Origin of the sequence: Shewanella bicestrii, from assembly GCF_002216875.1 — a bacterium.
In the GTDB taxonomy this organism is placed as follows: Bacteria; Pseudomonadota; Gammaproteobacteria; order Enterobacterales; family Shewanellaceae; genus Shewanella; species Shewanella seohaensis.
The window spans coordinates 1,326,629-1,341,095 of record NZ_CP022358.1; the positions used below are offsets into that span (position 1 = coordinate 1,326,629).

Sequence of the window (14,467 nt, forward strand, 5' to 3'; positions counted from 1 at the left end):
TGTATCGTTCAAGGAGATGACTATGTGGGCGTTTTTAGTTGAACAGCCTAACCTACCTTACACTATTGCCTTCGCCTGCGTGCTTGTCCTTGGTGTGTTTGAAGCCTTAGCCCTAGTCATAGGGCTAAGCATGATGAGTGCGCTCGACCAATGGGTGCCCGCCGATGTGGATTATGATGCCGAGATTGGCGGCACTGGCCTGACGGGGATTGCGGGCTGGTTATGTCTGAATCGATTACCCTTACTTATCTGGTTTGTGCTGGCACTGACCAGCTTTGCGATTGTTGGTTATATTGCAAATTACCTGAGCCTGCTATCCACGGGCGTCTTGTTACCGCAACTCTTTACCTTACCGATTGCTGTGGTTGGCAGTGCGTTTGCCTGTCGCTATCTCGGGCGGATCTTGGCCGATTTACTCCCTAAGAATGAGTCCACGGCCATATCCCTTGATGATTTAAGTGGTTATGTCGGTACTATCACCTTAGGCTGCGCCATGAAGGGCATGCCATCGGAAGCCGTGGTGCGGGATAAACATCAACAAAAACATTATGTATTAGTCGAACCCGAAACCTCGGGTATCGAGTTTGCCAGTGGCACGCAAGTGGTGCTGCTGAAACGAGAAGGAAGAGTCTGGTCTGCGACTCGCTTTGATAATTAATTTTCCAAAGCCATTAACGAAAAAGGAAAGCAAATGGATGTGTTAAATGATGTAACCAGTTCGAGCAACTTCGTGTTGTTAGTTGCCGGAATGGTATTGGTTGGCCTGATTGTGATTGGTCTGATTTTTGCCAAATTATATAAACGTGCGACGAAGGAAATGGCCTTTGTACGTACGGGTTTTGGTGGTGAAAAAATTATTAAGGACGGTGGCGCAATCGTCTTACCCGTGCTGCATGAAACCATAGCCGTAAATATGAATACCCTGCGTATCGAAGTGGAGAAAACCCAAAAAGATGCGCTGATCACTAAGGATAGAATGCGTGTCGATGTGAAGGCCGACTTCTATCTGCGTGTGGCGCCCAATGCCGAAGGCATTTCAATGGCGGCACAAACCTTAGGTACCCGTACCACGCGTGTGGAAGAGCTGAAAAAACTGATGGAATCTAAGTTTGTTGACGTGTTACGTGCGGTCGCCGCGGAAATGACCATGACAGAAATGCACGAGCAGCGCGCCGATTTCGTCCAGCGGGTACAGAATAACGTCGCCAACGATCTCGAGAAAAACGGGCTAGAACTCGAATCCGTTTCGTTAACGGGTTTTGACCAGACTGATCTGCAATTCTTTAATGAAAATAACGCATTCGACGCCGAAGGTCGTGCGCGTTTAGCCAAGATCATCGAAGAAAAACGTAAAGAGACCAACGATATTCAGCAGGAAAACCGCATCAAGATAGAGCAGCGTAACCTAGAGGCTGAAAAAGAATCGCTGGAGATTGAAAAGGCCGAAGAAGAAGCGCGTCTGGTGCAGCAGCAGTCACTCGAATTTAAGCGTGCCGAGCAGAAAGCGGAAATTATTAAGCAAAAAGAAAACAAGTCCCGTGAAGAACGTGAAGCTGAGATTGCCAAAGAGCGCGCAATCGAAACTGCTCAAATCGAAAAGACTAAAGACATCGAAACCCGCGAGATTGAAAAGCGCAAATCTATCGAACAGGCCCGTATTCAACAGCAACGTGATATCGAAGTTGCCGAGCAGGAAAAACACATCGCGGTAGCCGCGAAGTCGGAAGAAGAGTCTGCCGCCCGTGCCCGCGCCGCCGAAGCGGAAAAAACCAAGGTAGAGAAAGAAGAAGCGGTTATTACGGTGCGCCAAGTGGCTGAGGCGAATCGTCGTAAAGAGATTGAAGTGATCGATGCGCGCAAAGAAGCGGAGCGCGATGCGGTAGGCGTGACAGTACAAGCCGAGGCGGAAAAACGTGCCGCCGAAGACAGATCGAGCGCAATTCTGATTGAAGCTCGCGCCAGTGCCGATGCCAAGAAACTGCAAGCCGAGGCCGACGAGAAGGTCTATGCCGTTGAAGCGGCGGGTAAACAAGCTCTGTATGAAGCCGAAAACGTGCTGCGTGATGAGCAGATTGCGCTGCAAAAATCCCTCGCTATCTTAAAAGCACTGCCTGAGATTGTCGCGCAGGCGGTTAAACCGCTGGAAAATATCGAAGGTATTAAGATCCTTCAAGGTTATGGCGCCGGTAATCAACTGGCATCGGGAGCCGATGGCGCAGTTGCACATCAAGGCGGTATCGCCGAGCAAGTCACCAGCGCCGCGTTAAACTACCGCGCCAATGCGCCCGTGGTGGATGCTATGCTGCGAGAGTTAGGCTTAGTGCAATCGGAGTCTGGCACGTTAAATGATTTACTCAATGGAAATAATGCCTTAACCACCGAAGCCTTAAATGTCGTGAAGTCGGCCAATAGCGGATTAAATGGTTATAGCCAGCAACATACAGTGATAGAACCAAAGATAAGTAATTGATATTAATGGTTTAGATTAAAGCGCCTGCGGGCGCTTTTTTATGCCTGAAACCGCTGAGCCAATTTGTAGTATTCCACTATTACCCTAAATTTAATGGTCGGAGTAGAGTGAAATCCGATGTTGCGTTTTCCCTTATCAAATAAAAGGAGTTTCTCATGGCCAATATTTTGATCATCGCCGGTGATTTTGTTGAAGATTATGAGTTAATGGTACCGTTCCAAGCCCTGCAAATGGTGGGGCACAGCGTAACGGTTGTCTGCCCTGATAAAGTGGCGGGACAAACCATTAAAACGGCAATCCATGACTTTGAAGGCGACCAAACCTATACCGAAAAACCAGGGCACTTATTTGCCCTAAATGGCAATTTTGTCGGTACCAACGCCAGTGATTTTGATGCGCTGCTGCTTCCCGGTGGTCGTGCACCTGAGTATTTACGCCTAAACCCTGCGGTGATTGCCTTGGTGGCTGAATTTGCCGCCCAAGATAAACCCATTGCGGCCATTTGCCATGGCGCGCAGCTACTGACGGCGGCCGATGTGGTACGCGGTAAGAAAGTGTCTGCCTATCCAGCTTGCGCGCCCGAAGTGAAACAAGCGGGCGCCGAGTACTGTGATATTGAAGTGACTGCGGCAATCACCGATGGCAAGTTAGTCACTGCGCCCGCATGGCCTGCGCATCCTGCATGGTTGGCGCAGTTTAACAAGTTACTGAATTAACGATATTCATCTAGCATTATTTATGGCATAACAGTTCAGGTAGAGGCTTAAGTTAAGTATTCACTTGGGACTTAAGCATGACGCAATGGCTGGAGCTAAGCGCAATAGCTGCTTGGGGAGTAATGTTGTGTGTGAAATCTATTCCGGTGCCGAACCCGAACTGTTTGAACTCAAAACCCGCTCCATTCGAATCGATGGTGTCGTGACGAGCGTGCGGCTCGAGGCGATTTTTTGGCAGATTATTGAAGAGATTGCCGAAGATGCCGAGCTGAGTGTGGCGGTGTTTTTAACCCGAATTTACCGAGAGGTGTTAACTCGACAGGGCGAAGTGGCTAACTTTGCTTCTTTATTGCGGGTCGCCTGTACCACCCATCTGAATCAGGGGCAGCGTTTGGTGTTAAAACCTAAGGTTGCGCTAAACGCGACATCCTCTTAAGTATCCATTTCATCTTTGCTGTTTGCAAAATACAAAGCTTGCCGCGTTATTGCAGAGCTATTTTCTGGTGAGCACTTGAATACATGCGCTTTTATCGGTTTAGCTGGCAAAGGCTTGGGTGTATTTCTGGATAATCTGTTCCACTTTTCCATCGGCTTTTAGCTGTGCTATCGCGTGATTGAGTGCGGGCAGTAGATCGGCATGCTCCTTACGTAGCCTTAACACCAATACGCCATCGGAATGCACTGCGGCCAATCCAACGGGGATCTTAAGCTTGTTCGACCAATATAAGGCGGGATAGTTACCCGCGATAATGGCCGTGATGCGGTGTTTATCCAATGCCTTAATCAGCTCTTGTTCCGAGGTAAAATCGACACGGATAAACTCTTTGTCGTCGTGGTACAAATATCCCCTGACGGTACCGATTTGCTTACCTTTAATTTCAGCGACTTCCTTAAAGGATTCGACATTCTCGGGTCTGGTCACCACGTATTCTGTGATGGGCATAATGGGATCGGATTTAACGAACAAGGGGCCAAAGTCTTGATGCGCAAACCAACTTGGGCTGACTACATCAAAGTCTAACTGGCCGGTTTCAAGGGCGTTGTTCGTCCGTTTGGGTGGTAAGGACAGGTTTTCGCCCTCGATATTGGCTAAGGATAAAATCAGTGGGATTAACTCAGACACCATGCCGGGGGCTTCGGGTTGGTTAGCAATAAAATAGGGATACCAAGAATAGGAGCCGGTGATGTTGTACTTGAGTAATTGGGCAAAGGAGGGGGGAGTAAACAACAGAAGTAATAACACGGCGTGCGCTCGCCAACGATAGAGAATACTTCCTTTACCTATCTTGTCCTTCACTCCTTGGTTGAACGAGCTTCGCGGTGACTGCGCTACATCTTACCTAGCCATTGTGAAAAATTTGTTATCCGTAGCGCAGTTTCCCTATTCAAGCAGCTTTTTAGGCTTAAGCCAAGAGTTGGCACAAGGCCGGCAGCTGATTGTGCGGGTAAATTTGATAGGTTTTATGGTGCTTAATCAGGCTGGTCTTTTTATTGCCTTGGCTTATCAGCAAGCCATGGGAGAGGGCGATTTGAGTCAACAGCTGCTCATCGGCGCGAACATACAAGTTGATAGGCTTGATGAGCTGATTAGCTTGGATGTGTTGTGTAAACTCTTTTATATCAATTACTAAGCTCGATTGGCCATCGGCATCCAGCTTGAGTTTGGTGTTAATTTCGGTGTCAGTAAACACTAGCCATTCGAGCTGAGTTAACTCGGCAATCATAGCGTTTAATGCTGTACCTAACTCCACGTGCGAGTTTTCAACGCTCTGATATTGATGAACAATTTTTTCCAATAACCGCTTAAGTTCGGCGCCAGCACCTTGGCTGCGCGCCATACGGATCCATGCCGTGAGATCGTCGGCCACCAGTTTCGAGAAACGCTTTTCTTTGAGCGCCTCAACCATCCAGTTACACAGAAAATGACTCTCCTGCGCAGGTGTGCGTTGGGCTTTTTTAGCTTGGGCTGAGGCGGTTAAATCGGCAAGACCCGCGCGGGCGAGTTCGAGTACGGCTTGGTTATAGGTTTGAGAATTCATTGTGGCTCCGCCGCGGGCTAAAGGATTGATCTAATGGAACGTGTAGTATCGATTGCGGCCAAGCTAGTTTAGCAAAGCAGCCGCTAAAGCGATAACGATTCTTAGCGGCTGTTTGGACGGGGGATGGATTATTCTGGTGCTCCGACTAGGCTGGCGGCGGTCAGAATCAACTTAGGTGCGGGTCTCACCTTATAGTTGGGATTCACATATTGGAAATGGATTAATCCTTGAGTGTCAGCGATATAAATTGCCGGAACAGGCAGAACTAAGCGCTTATCGCCTTCGGGCGTTGTCCACAGTGGGTTATCCAGTTTTAAGCGACTCAAATAAGTATCTGTGACTTGTTTGCTAGTGTAAAAGGCAAGACCAAAGGCTTGCGATGCCTGCATTTTTTCATCGGAAAGTAGCTGGTATTTAAGCTCGTTTTTAGCGGCCGATGCCTTTAACTGTGCTGGCGTATCAGGGGAAATCCCCACCAGTTGAAAGCCCATGTCGATAAGTTTAGGTTCGATGGCTTTTAGTTGCCCCATTTGGTTGTTGCAAAAGGGGCACCAGCCGCCACGGTAAAAGAAGAAAATGGTTGGTTTTTGTGCGGTTAATTTTGCTAAGTCAACGCCTTGGCCATTCATATCTTGTAAGGTAATTGCGGGAATTTGTTCGCCATTGAGCAGTGGGCTAACCGAATATTCATCCTTAGCGATAGGTTGAGCTAGCGTGGTAAAACTGCCAAGCAGTAGGCTGGTGGTCAGTAAAAAGCGCTGTAGTAGGGACGGCATAAGTAATCTCTCTTTGTTATGGGTAATTCTATCAATTCAAGCGATTGGCTCTGGTTTGTACGCTTGTTGGGGCGTGAATGGGGAAGACTGTTATAAGAACGGCGAATGCAGCAATTTATTGCAGTGTGTATCCAGATTTCATGGTGTTTTTAAAGCAATGTTGCTCAATCACCCAAGAGCTCGTTTTAGTCTCATATGAGTCAATGGTGTGAGCCGATAATGTGGGCTAATTGAGTGAGCTAATCGAGTCCGCTAATCAAGTGAACTAAGGTGGGGCGCCGAACGCGAAAGTGGTAATATTGCCACAGCCTTGAAAGGCAGAAGTAATATTTGGTAATTTTTTCAATAGGAAAGCCGTAAATGGATAAGGGATTATTTAACGCATTAAAGAAAGTCTATGTTAAAAAGTCGTACCGCAAAGACGAGCATGGTTATCAACAAAGAATCGATAATGGCGATGTGTTTGATGTCGATACGGGAACTTATCTCTACTCCTATCAAGGCCTAACTGATGCCGAAATCGCATTGATTGAACAGAGTGGCTATCCGGTCAACGACCGAGTTAACCAGAGTCATGATGATGTGGTGCTCGGCTATAAAGCGATACTAAAGCAGCCGAATCTTTCCCTCGAAAATGTACTGGCGGCCTATTTATGTGGTTTTTCAAGCTTCCCTCGCGGTCGTCAACCCATTCTCAGTTATTTGTTTGCTAAGGCGCTACCAGAACATTCGATGGCAACCGATAGTGACATTTGTCCTGTGTGTTCCATCAAGCGCGTTAACTGGATTGAGCAGGGGCAAAAAATCTTTTCCTGTTACGCTGGCAGTGTGTGGAACGAGCGCTGGGCGCACAACCTCATAGAATTACAAGAATTTTGTACGCTATCGCCATGTAAACCCAGTGTAGAGGATGTGGCCATCTTCAGTGCGTTAATTGAGGCTATCCGTCAGGCTCCTTTAGATGAAACACCCGGAAAACTCGAGCAAAGGGTGAAGAAAGCCAAGATTATCCCCAAATTTAATCAGTACAGTTTCCGTGGCCAACTGATGGTGTTAGCAGAGCTTGGCATTATGCCAAATCCCTATGTTGCGCCGCTTTATGAGGCATTTACGCCATTTGAAGCGATCTGCAATATCAAATATCCGGGCAGTATTCGCTCTGACATCATCTTACCGCTTGCGGGCTGGCGCGGCGAAAATCCCATTGATGAGCAAAGACTTAAACAGTTATTTGGCCTGTTTATATCCTAGAGCCTGAGCCATGTTGGGTGTTAAGCACCCGGTTGGAGTTGAGTTGTCAATTGAGCAACTTATTCAATCTTGTGGTCGAGCATAAATGGCTTTAGGATGAATCACGAGTCCTATGTACTCATATTTGTTGGCATCTTTATCGGTAGAACACTGCACTATTGATGTTGAACGATGAGTTTGGGTTTTTGGCTATTTTCAATCTATACAAGGAGTTGTTGATGAAGAAAGTACTGTTCTCCCTCGCCGCAATCATGACGAGCCAAGTTGTTTTTGCACAATCTATTTCGGATAAAAATGCACAGGATGCATTTATTTATGGTTATTCTATAGATAAAGCCTATAAGTTTTTCTACGAAACAGCAGTTAAAACCGATACTCCGCTAAATCGTTTCCAAAATATTCGCCATATTGCCGATGATACTTACACCGCGCATCCCACAATTAACAACGATACCCTGCACTTAATGGGATGGTTGGATGTGGCGAGCGAACCTGTGATCGTAAGCGTGCCCGATATGGATAAAGGACGCTATTGGATCCTCCATACGATGGATATGGGCCATTACACAACCTCTATGATTGGTTCTCGTCTGAGGGGGAATGAAGGTGGGCGCTTTATGTTTGCAGCCCGCTCATGGAAGGGGGATGTCCCCGCGAGTGTAGACGAAGTGATTTATGTGGATTCGAATCTGATCAAGCTGATGGGGCGTATTATGGCCGTTGGCAAAGAGGATGAGAAAATCGCGTTAAATTATATGGATGATTGGAATATCCGTACTTTGTCTGCCTATCTTGGTGTGGCAGGTCCTAAACCTAAGGTGCGTACCTACCTCGCTCCAGAGAAGACTAATTGGTTGCAAAGGGTCAATTATATGCTCTGCGATGGTGATATGGGGACTGCAGATAAGCAATGGTTGGCCCAGTTTAAGGATATTGGTCTGGCCCCTTGTAAGGAAGACTTCACGGCCGCCCAAATTGCTGCCGCTAAGGTCGGCGAAAAGTTAGGTATGAAACACATTATTGATTTAGCGCCTAAAATGACCAATGCGGGTAAGTTATTAGGTACTCGTGAGCAGTTGAGTGATGGTGCTCGTGACCTTTTCGCCGAAGGCACTTATCTTGGTCAGTGGGGATTGCCACCCGATGAGTCCGTTTATCTGAAGGAGGAAAAGGGCGATGACGGTAAATCTCTCAATGGTTCAAATGGCAAAAAATACGTGATGCATTTTAAAGCACCAGAGGTGAGTCAATTCTGGTCATTTACGGTTTATGGTTCAGATAACCGCTTGATGGCACACAACGCAATTAATCGTCATAGCCGTGGTGATCGCAACCTTAAACCCGATGCCAATGGTATGTATACCATTGAACTGAGTGCTAAGGGGGATGAGAGTAACAGTAATTGGTTGCCTATCCCGGAGAAGGACGCTTACATCATTATGCGGATGTACGGCCCGAATAAAGACATCCAAGAGGGAAAATATCCGTTCCCTAAAATTCAAGTTGTTAAGTAATTTTAAGCCCATTATTGGCTCAATAAAAAAGCGTCCCTTGCGACGCTTTTTTGCTTTTTATGACTAGACACCTTGGTGAGGTTTAGTTGCCTATGTCAGTTGTTTATTTCAGCTTTTTTGCCTTGCTTGGGGCTTGGCCAACTTTCATTTTTACGCGGCGGCCCTGCATGCTTTTTTCGGCAATGATCTGCTCGCTGACGTTGTCGAGTCGCTGTTGTTTCTTGGCAAAACTGCGGCGGGTTTGTAGCTGCTTTAACAGCAAGTCGCGGCTACCAACTTCGTATCCAGGAACGGTAATACGACGAATTTTTTGGCCGATAAGCTTTTCAATATCCGCTAAGGTACGCTCTTCTTCACGGCTCACAAATGAAATCGCGACCCCAGATTTACCCGCGCGGCCGGTACGGCCAATACGGTGCACATAGTCTTCGGCGAGGAAGGGTAAGTCGAAGTTGACCACATACTCAAGGCTTGGAATGTCTAAGCCACGGGCGGCGACTTCGGTCGCGACTAAGACGCGTACCTTACCCGACATAAACTCACGCAATGCGCGGCGACGGCTACCTTGCGCCTTTTCACCGTGGACGACTTCAGAGGGAATGCCGTCTAAATTCAATTCTTTCACTAAGGTGTCGGCCGCATCGCGCGTCGCGGTAAAGACCAACACTTGTTGCCAGTTCTTTTTACCAATCAGTTCGGATAAGAGTTCGCGCTTACGGCGCTGCTCAACCGGATACACCACTTGGCTCACGGTATCTGCGGTGGTGTTTTGCTTATCGGCGCTGATGACTTGAGGCTTGACCATCATCTCGTTGGCCAGTTTTTTCACCGCGCTGGAGAAGGTGGCCGAGAACAATAGGTTTTGACGCTTCTTATTCACCGCTTGGAGGATTTTTTGAATATCCGCATTAAAGCCCATGTCTAACATACGGTCGGCTTCATCGAGCACTAAAAAGTCGATGCTAGAGAGACTTAAATTACAGGCGGTAAGGTGCTCGAGCAAACGCCCTGGCGTCGCGACAATAATATCGGCACCACGTTTAAGTTTTTGCGCCTGAGTCTCAACCTTTACACCGCCGTAAATGGTTAACACGCTGAAATTTAAATACTTGCTGTAGGCTTCAACATTGTCGGCGACTTGAGCTGCGAGCTCGCGAGTCGGCGTTAAGATTAATACCCGCGCGTTCGATTTTAAGGTCTCGCTGGGATTTTCTGCCATCTTTTGCAGTATAGGTAATGCGAATGCCGCCGTTTTACCTGTGCCCGTTTGCGCGCTGGCGAGCACATCTTGTCCGCGGCGGATGGCGGGGATCGCTTGCTGCTGAATAGGTGTCATTTTTTGATAACCGCAATCTGAGATAGCGCGTAAAATCTCGGGGCAAAAACTAAAAGATTCAAATCTCATTTTGGATTCCTGTTGTTCACTTATTCAATCACTCAAATGCCTTGACTCGAATGCAATCACTTTAACACCCGAGTCAAACCATCATGCGCTTGGTTATGCATTTCCCCATCCAGTATTTTACTGCACGGTGAGCATAAAAATGGCGGGCGCGGAGTATAGCAAAATTTTCGGTTAAAACCTGTACTTTTTAACCTTTTGGGCTTTTATGACGCAGTGTTAGTAGGTTTTGATATGGATAAAGGCGTTGGAAAGGCTGAGGAGAGCGTCTCGCACCATTGCCTACATAGACAATGGTGCGATAGGCATGTTAACCAAAGGCGCGGCGCAGGCCGAGTGCCTTTTCGGCGTTTTGCTTGAGGTGATTGGCTGCATCACCAATTTGATGGGTTGCCGCGAGGTTTTCGCTGCTGGTTTGGGTGATGGAGTGAATGTTGTTAGTGATTTCATGCACCACTTGACGCTGTTGATCGGCGGCCACCGCGTTTTGCTGGGCAAAGGTGTGGATCTCACTCACCTCTTGGTAAATGGTGTTGACGTTTTCGGCGGAGGTTTGAATATCGTTAGCACAGAGCTCGGCATGTTGCCGACTTTGCTCCATCTCCTTCGCCCAGGCATTTAGCATGCTGAACATCTTGTCGACGCTCTGGGAAATACTGTTGGTCGATAATTGGGTACGGCTCGACAGCGCGCGTACTTCGTCGGCAACCACCGCAAACCCGCGGCCTTGCTCGCCTGCTCGAGCCGCCTCAATCGCGGCGTTGAGCGCGAGTAAGTTAGTCTGCTCGGCAATCGAGTCAATCTCGCCCATGGCACTGGCCACCCGTTCGGCTTCTTTATTGAGTTGATGGGCATTATTGGCGGCATCGGCCACGGATTTGGCTAATTGCTCAACTTTTTGGGTGTTGGCCTTCATATTGGCGCTGCTTTTTAAGCAGAGATCGTAGGCGGTGTTGATGCTGGTCGAGGTCAGTTGGGTATTTTGTGCGACTTCGGCAATGGTTGAGCTCATTTCTTCCATCGCGCTGGCGAGTTGCTCTAGCTGGTTTTTCTCTTGATCTAGGCTGACATAGGTTTGTTCTGTCGTCACCACCAGCTGATCGGCAATCGCATGTAAGTGGTGGGCCTGATCTTGGGTGCGGCCAAGCACGCCGTTCATCTTGGCTTGCAATAGGATCAATTGGAAATCGAGAATCGATGAAGTGTCGGCGCCCGAGTAGATGTAGCGACTGATTGAGTCATATTTCTCTTGCATTTCAATCAATTTGGCTGGAATGCGGAAGGCTTCATCGTAGAAAATTGCCAGATTGAGGCTCATTAAAATCGCCCCAGCGAAAATCACGCCCCAACCCCAAAAGTAACCAGCAATCAGTAACCCTGTAGTGGCCACAACGGCTGACACAAATCGTTTTTGCATCAAACTCAGCGGCTTAGGTATGGGTTTGTTTTGCACTAGTCTGCGGTATATGTCCGTGGCTTTGTTGACATAGGCTGCCTGCGGCTGGATACGCACCGACTGATAGCCGATGATAGTTCCATTCTCAAACAGCGGAGAGACAAAGGCATCGACCCAATAGAAACCGCCATTCTTACAGCGGTTTTTGACTATGCCTCGCCAGGATTGGCCGGATTTCAGCTTTTCCCACATTTCTTTGAAGGCGGCGCTGGGCATATCTGGGTGGCGCACTTTGTTGTGGGGTTGGCCGATTAACTCTTCGGCACTGTAACCCGACACCTCGGCAAAACGTTGATTAACATAGGTAATGATCCCACGGGTATCTGTTGTGGAAATCAATTCGTCTTGTGGTGTGAGGCGGACTTCTTGTGCGTTACTGTGGAGTTGACTGGTGTTACTGCGGCTAGGGTTACTCTGGCTCATTTAGTGTGTCCATTCAGGGCCGATACGACTTTTTGGGTAAATGTAACTGGTAAAACAGGTGCCAGCTCTCATTGGAGTCGGCTTATTATGTGATAATGGTATCATTTTTGTGTGGTTATTGGAGAGCGGTTTTTCGCTTTACCCGCAACAAAAGTAATGATTTTTAAATTTTGTAAGTTTCTGCAAATATTGCATTTTTAATTCGCTTTCAAACGAGTGTTTATCCTGTTTAAAAGCAAATTTCAGAGTTTTGTATAAGGTCAGTTTTTAGCTTATGCTGGGCTAAAGCTGTTATAGATTCATTTGCCTAAATAGTGGTAGGAGCTTAGGTGAAAAACATCAGCCCGACTATTGGACTAATGTCGTGATTTAGCTTGTCAGAACAGTAACATCATTGGTGGAACGGGTCTTGAAGAGACTCTCAATAAAAAGCCCAAGCATTGGCTTGGGCTTTAGTGTTTGTTACCACTTAATGTTAGATGGCTTTTGTTGCCTTTGTCAGCCACTCAAGCTCACTGCCCGACATTAATGGCGATAAGGTGTTAAACACTTTCTGATGGTAAGCATTAAACCAGTCGATTTCGCCTTGGGTTAACAGGCTCTTATCGATAAGGCGAGCATCCATTGGGATCAGCGTTAAGGCATCGAATTCATACATTTCACGCTCTGCGCCCTTTAAGGCTTCGCAGTGTTGCACTACCACTAGGTTTTCTAAGCGGATCCCGAAACTGTCGGCGCGGTAATACCCTGGCTCGTTGGATAACACCATGCCTGGCACTAAGGCGATGGCATTGAGGTTTTTACCGATGCGCTGCGGACCTTCGTGCACGCTGAGGAAATGACCAACGCCGTGGCCTGTGCCGTGGTCGTAATCAAAGCCATGTTGCCACAGATATTGACGGGCGAAGGCATCGAGTTGCTGCCCTGTCGTGCCTTTCGGATAGCGAGCCTGATCTAAGGCGATATGGCCTTTTAATACCAAGGTGACCATTTTTTTCTGTTCATCGGTCACGTTACCAATGGCTATAGTACGGGTGACATCCGTGGTGCCGTCCAGATACTGAGCGCCAGAATCCACAAGGTAAATGCTGTCCATCGTCATCATGGCTGGCGTGCCATTGTTATGGTTGTAGTGGCACATGGCCGCATTGGCGCCAGCGGCGGAAATGGTATCGAAACTTGGCTCGCGATACTGTGGATCTTCGAGGCGGAAACTTTCTAATTTGTCGGCGAGGGTTGCTTCATCGTGCAGACGATTGGCCGCGACCTCGGCATCGAGCCAAGCGAGGAAACGGCTCACGGCCACACCATCGCGGATATGGCTGGCGCGCATGCCCGCTAATTCGGCGGCATTTTTCTGTGCCTTAGGCAGGGAGACCGGGTCAATTCCGGCAATTAACTTGGCGCCTGCATCGCGGGCAATATTTTGTGCCCAAGCGTTGGCAGAGTTTGGATCGGCGAGCAGTTTCACGCCCTGTAAGCTTGCCAAGGTATCGGCAAGCGAAGCTTCGCTCTTAAAGCTCACACCCGCTCCAACGTGTTCCTCAATGCCTTCAGGGAGTTTGCTTAAATCGGTAAACAGTTGCATATCGCCATTGGCGTGAAGTAGCGCGCAGCCGAGCACGACAGGCAGACGCGGCACGTCATTACCACGGATATTGAGCAGCCAGCAGAAGGAGTCTAAAGCGGCGATCAGCGCGACATCGGCGCCGGCTTTTTTGACTAGTGCGCCAATCTCGGTGCGTTTTTGCAGGCTGGTTTTACCCGCGCTCTCATTACTAAATAACGTGATAGCTGCGCTCGACGGTGCAGGTCGATTTTGCCAGTGCTTATCAATCGGATTCTGTTCGACGGCAACCAATTCAATTTGGGCTTTTGCTAACGTCGCTTTGGCGTTTTCAAACCAAGCTAAGGTGTGTAAACGGGCATCGAAGCCTACACGTGAACCAGCGGCAAGCGTATCGCATAGCCATTCGATTTGCGGTGTGTCAGTTAGGCTTTCATAACTAAAGAGATTTGCATCCACTTGCAGACGCACTTGCACCGTGTAACGACCATCGGTAAAGATGGCTGCTTTGTCCTTTAAGACAATGGCCATGCCCGCTGAGCCAGTAAAATCCGTTGCCCAGTACAGACGCTCGTTATGCTCAGGCACATATTCGCCTAAGTACTCGTCCGCGCGCGGGATGATAAAGGCATCTAAATTGGCACTGGTGAGTTCACTACGAATGGCGGCAAGACGGTTAGCAATCTTATTAGGCTGTTGGGATGATAATGACATAGGGGCTCCAAATATTGGCATTGGCGGCTGACGTAGGCAGCCAAAATTATAATGCGTAATGCTGGCGAAAAGGATGCGAATTGGCGGCGATTATCGCAAGCTCAACGGCTAAGATGCAAGGGGATGGAATAAAGGATTT

The 14,467-nt window shown here is 48.1% G+C and carries 12 protein-coding genes; 6 read left to right on the plus strand and 6 right to left on the minus strand.

Translation table 11 applies throughout. From position 1 onward, the window contains the following. Positions 1-22 precede the first annotated feature (22 nt). The 4 genes from CF168_RS05865 (at position 23) to CF168_RS05880 (ending at position 3,622) form a co-directional block, all read left to right on the plus strand. Positions 23-658 carry a YqiJ family protein gene (locus tag CF168_RS05865; protein WP_089067277.1) on the plus strand — a complete coding sequence of 212 codons (636 nt, stop codon included), beginning with the start codon at positions 23-25 and terminating at the stop codon, positions 656-658. Positions 659-691: 33 nt separating this feature from the next. Continuing rightward, positions 692-2,470 carry a flotillin family protein gene (locus CF168_RS05870; RefSeq protein ID WP_089067278.1) on the plus strand — a complete coding sequence of 593 codons (1,779 nt, stop codon included), beginning with the start codon at positions 692-694 and terminating at the stop codon, positions 2,468-2,470. 155 nt (positions 2,471-2,625) lie between these two features. Beyond that, positions 2,626-3,186: a DJ-1/PfpI family protein gene (locus CF168_RS05875; RefSeq protein ID WP_089067279.1), complete on the plus strand. Its 561-nt coding sequence runs from the start codon at positions 2,626-2,628 to the stop codon at positions 3,184-3,186. Between the two features lie 127 nt (positions 3,187-3,313). Beyond that, complete coding sequence (locus tag CF168_RS05880) at positions 3,314-3,622, plus strand: ribbon-helix-helix domain-containing protein (protein WP_089068911.1); 309 nt, start codon at positions 3,314-3,316, stop codon at positions 3,620-3,622. 99 nt (positions 3,623-3,721) lie between these two features. Here CF168_RS05880 and CF168_RS05885 read toward each other — a convergent pair whose 3' ends face one another. The 3 genes from CF168_RS05885 to CF168_RS05895 all read right to left on the minus strand — a co-directional run bounded on the left by CF168_RS05885 (position 3,722) and on the right by CF168_RS05895 (position 6,001). After that, on the minus strand, positions 3,722-4,471 hold the full coding sequence (locus CF168_RS05885) for a transporter substrate-binding domain-containing protein (protein WP_089068912.1): 750 nt from the start codon (positions 4,469-4,471) through the stop codon (positions 3,722-3,724). 118 nt (positions 4,472-4,589) lie between these two features. Continuing rightward, positions 4,590-5,225: a DUF2913 family protein gene (locus tag CF168_RS05890; RefSeq protein WP_089067280.1), complete on the minus strand. Its 636-nt coding sequence runs from the start codon at positions 5,223-5,225 to the stop codon at positions 4,590-4,592. 128 nt (positions 5,226-5,353) lie between these two features. Continuing rightward, on the minus strand, positions 5,354-6,001 hold the full coding sequence (locus CF168_RS05895) for a peroxiredoxin-like family protein (RefSeq protein WP_089067281.1): 648 nt from the start codon (positions 5,999-6,001) through the stop codon (positions 5,354-5,356). A 360-nt stretch (positions 6,002-6,361) separates the two neighbouring features. Between CF168_RS05895 and CF168_RS05900 the strand changes: the two genes are divergently transcribed. After that, on the plus strand, positions 6,362-7,252 hold the full coding sequence (locus CF168_RS05900) for a hypothetical protein (protein WP_089067282.1): 891 nt from the start codon (positions 6,362-6,364) through the stop codon (positions 7,250-7,252). A gap of 218 nt (positions 7,253-7,470) precedes the next feature. Next, positions 7,471-8,766, plus strand: coding sequence for a DUF1254 domain-containing protein (locus tag CF168_RS05905; protein ID WP_089067283.1), 1,296 nt, complete (start codon positions 7,471-7,473; stop codon positions 8,764-8,766). A gap of 103 nt (positions 8,767-8,869) precedes the next feature. Here the strand turns inward: CF168_RS05905 and CF168_RS05910 are convergent, their stop codons facing one another. From CF168_RS05910 to CF168_RS05920, 3 genes are all read right to left on the minus strand, one after another. Beyond that, positions 8,870-10,171, minus strand: a complete 1,302-nt coding sequence (locus CF168_RS05910; protein ID WP_089067284.1) for a DEAD/DEAH box helicase — start codon at positions 10,169-10,171, stop codon at positions 8,870-8,872. Positions 10,172-10,478: 307 nt separating this feature from the next. Next, complete coding sequence (locus tag CF168_RS05915; protein WP_089067285.1) at positions 10,479-12,047, minus strand: methyl-accepting chemotaxis protein; 1,569 nt, start codon at positions 12,045-12,047, stop codon at positions 10,479-10,481. A 475-nt stretch (positions 12,048-12,522) separates the two neighbouring features. Next, positions 12,523-14,328 carry an aminopeptidase P family protein gene (locus CF168_RS05920; protein WP_089067286.1) on the minus strand — a complete coding sequence of 602 codons (1,806 nt, stop codon included), beginning with the start codon at positions 14,326-14,328 and terminating at the stop codon, positions 12,523-12,525. Positions 14,329-14,467 lie beyond the last annotated feature (139 nt).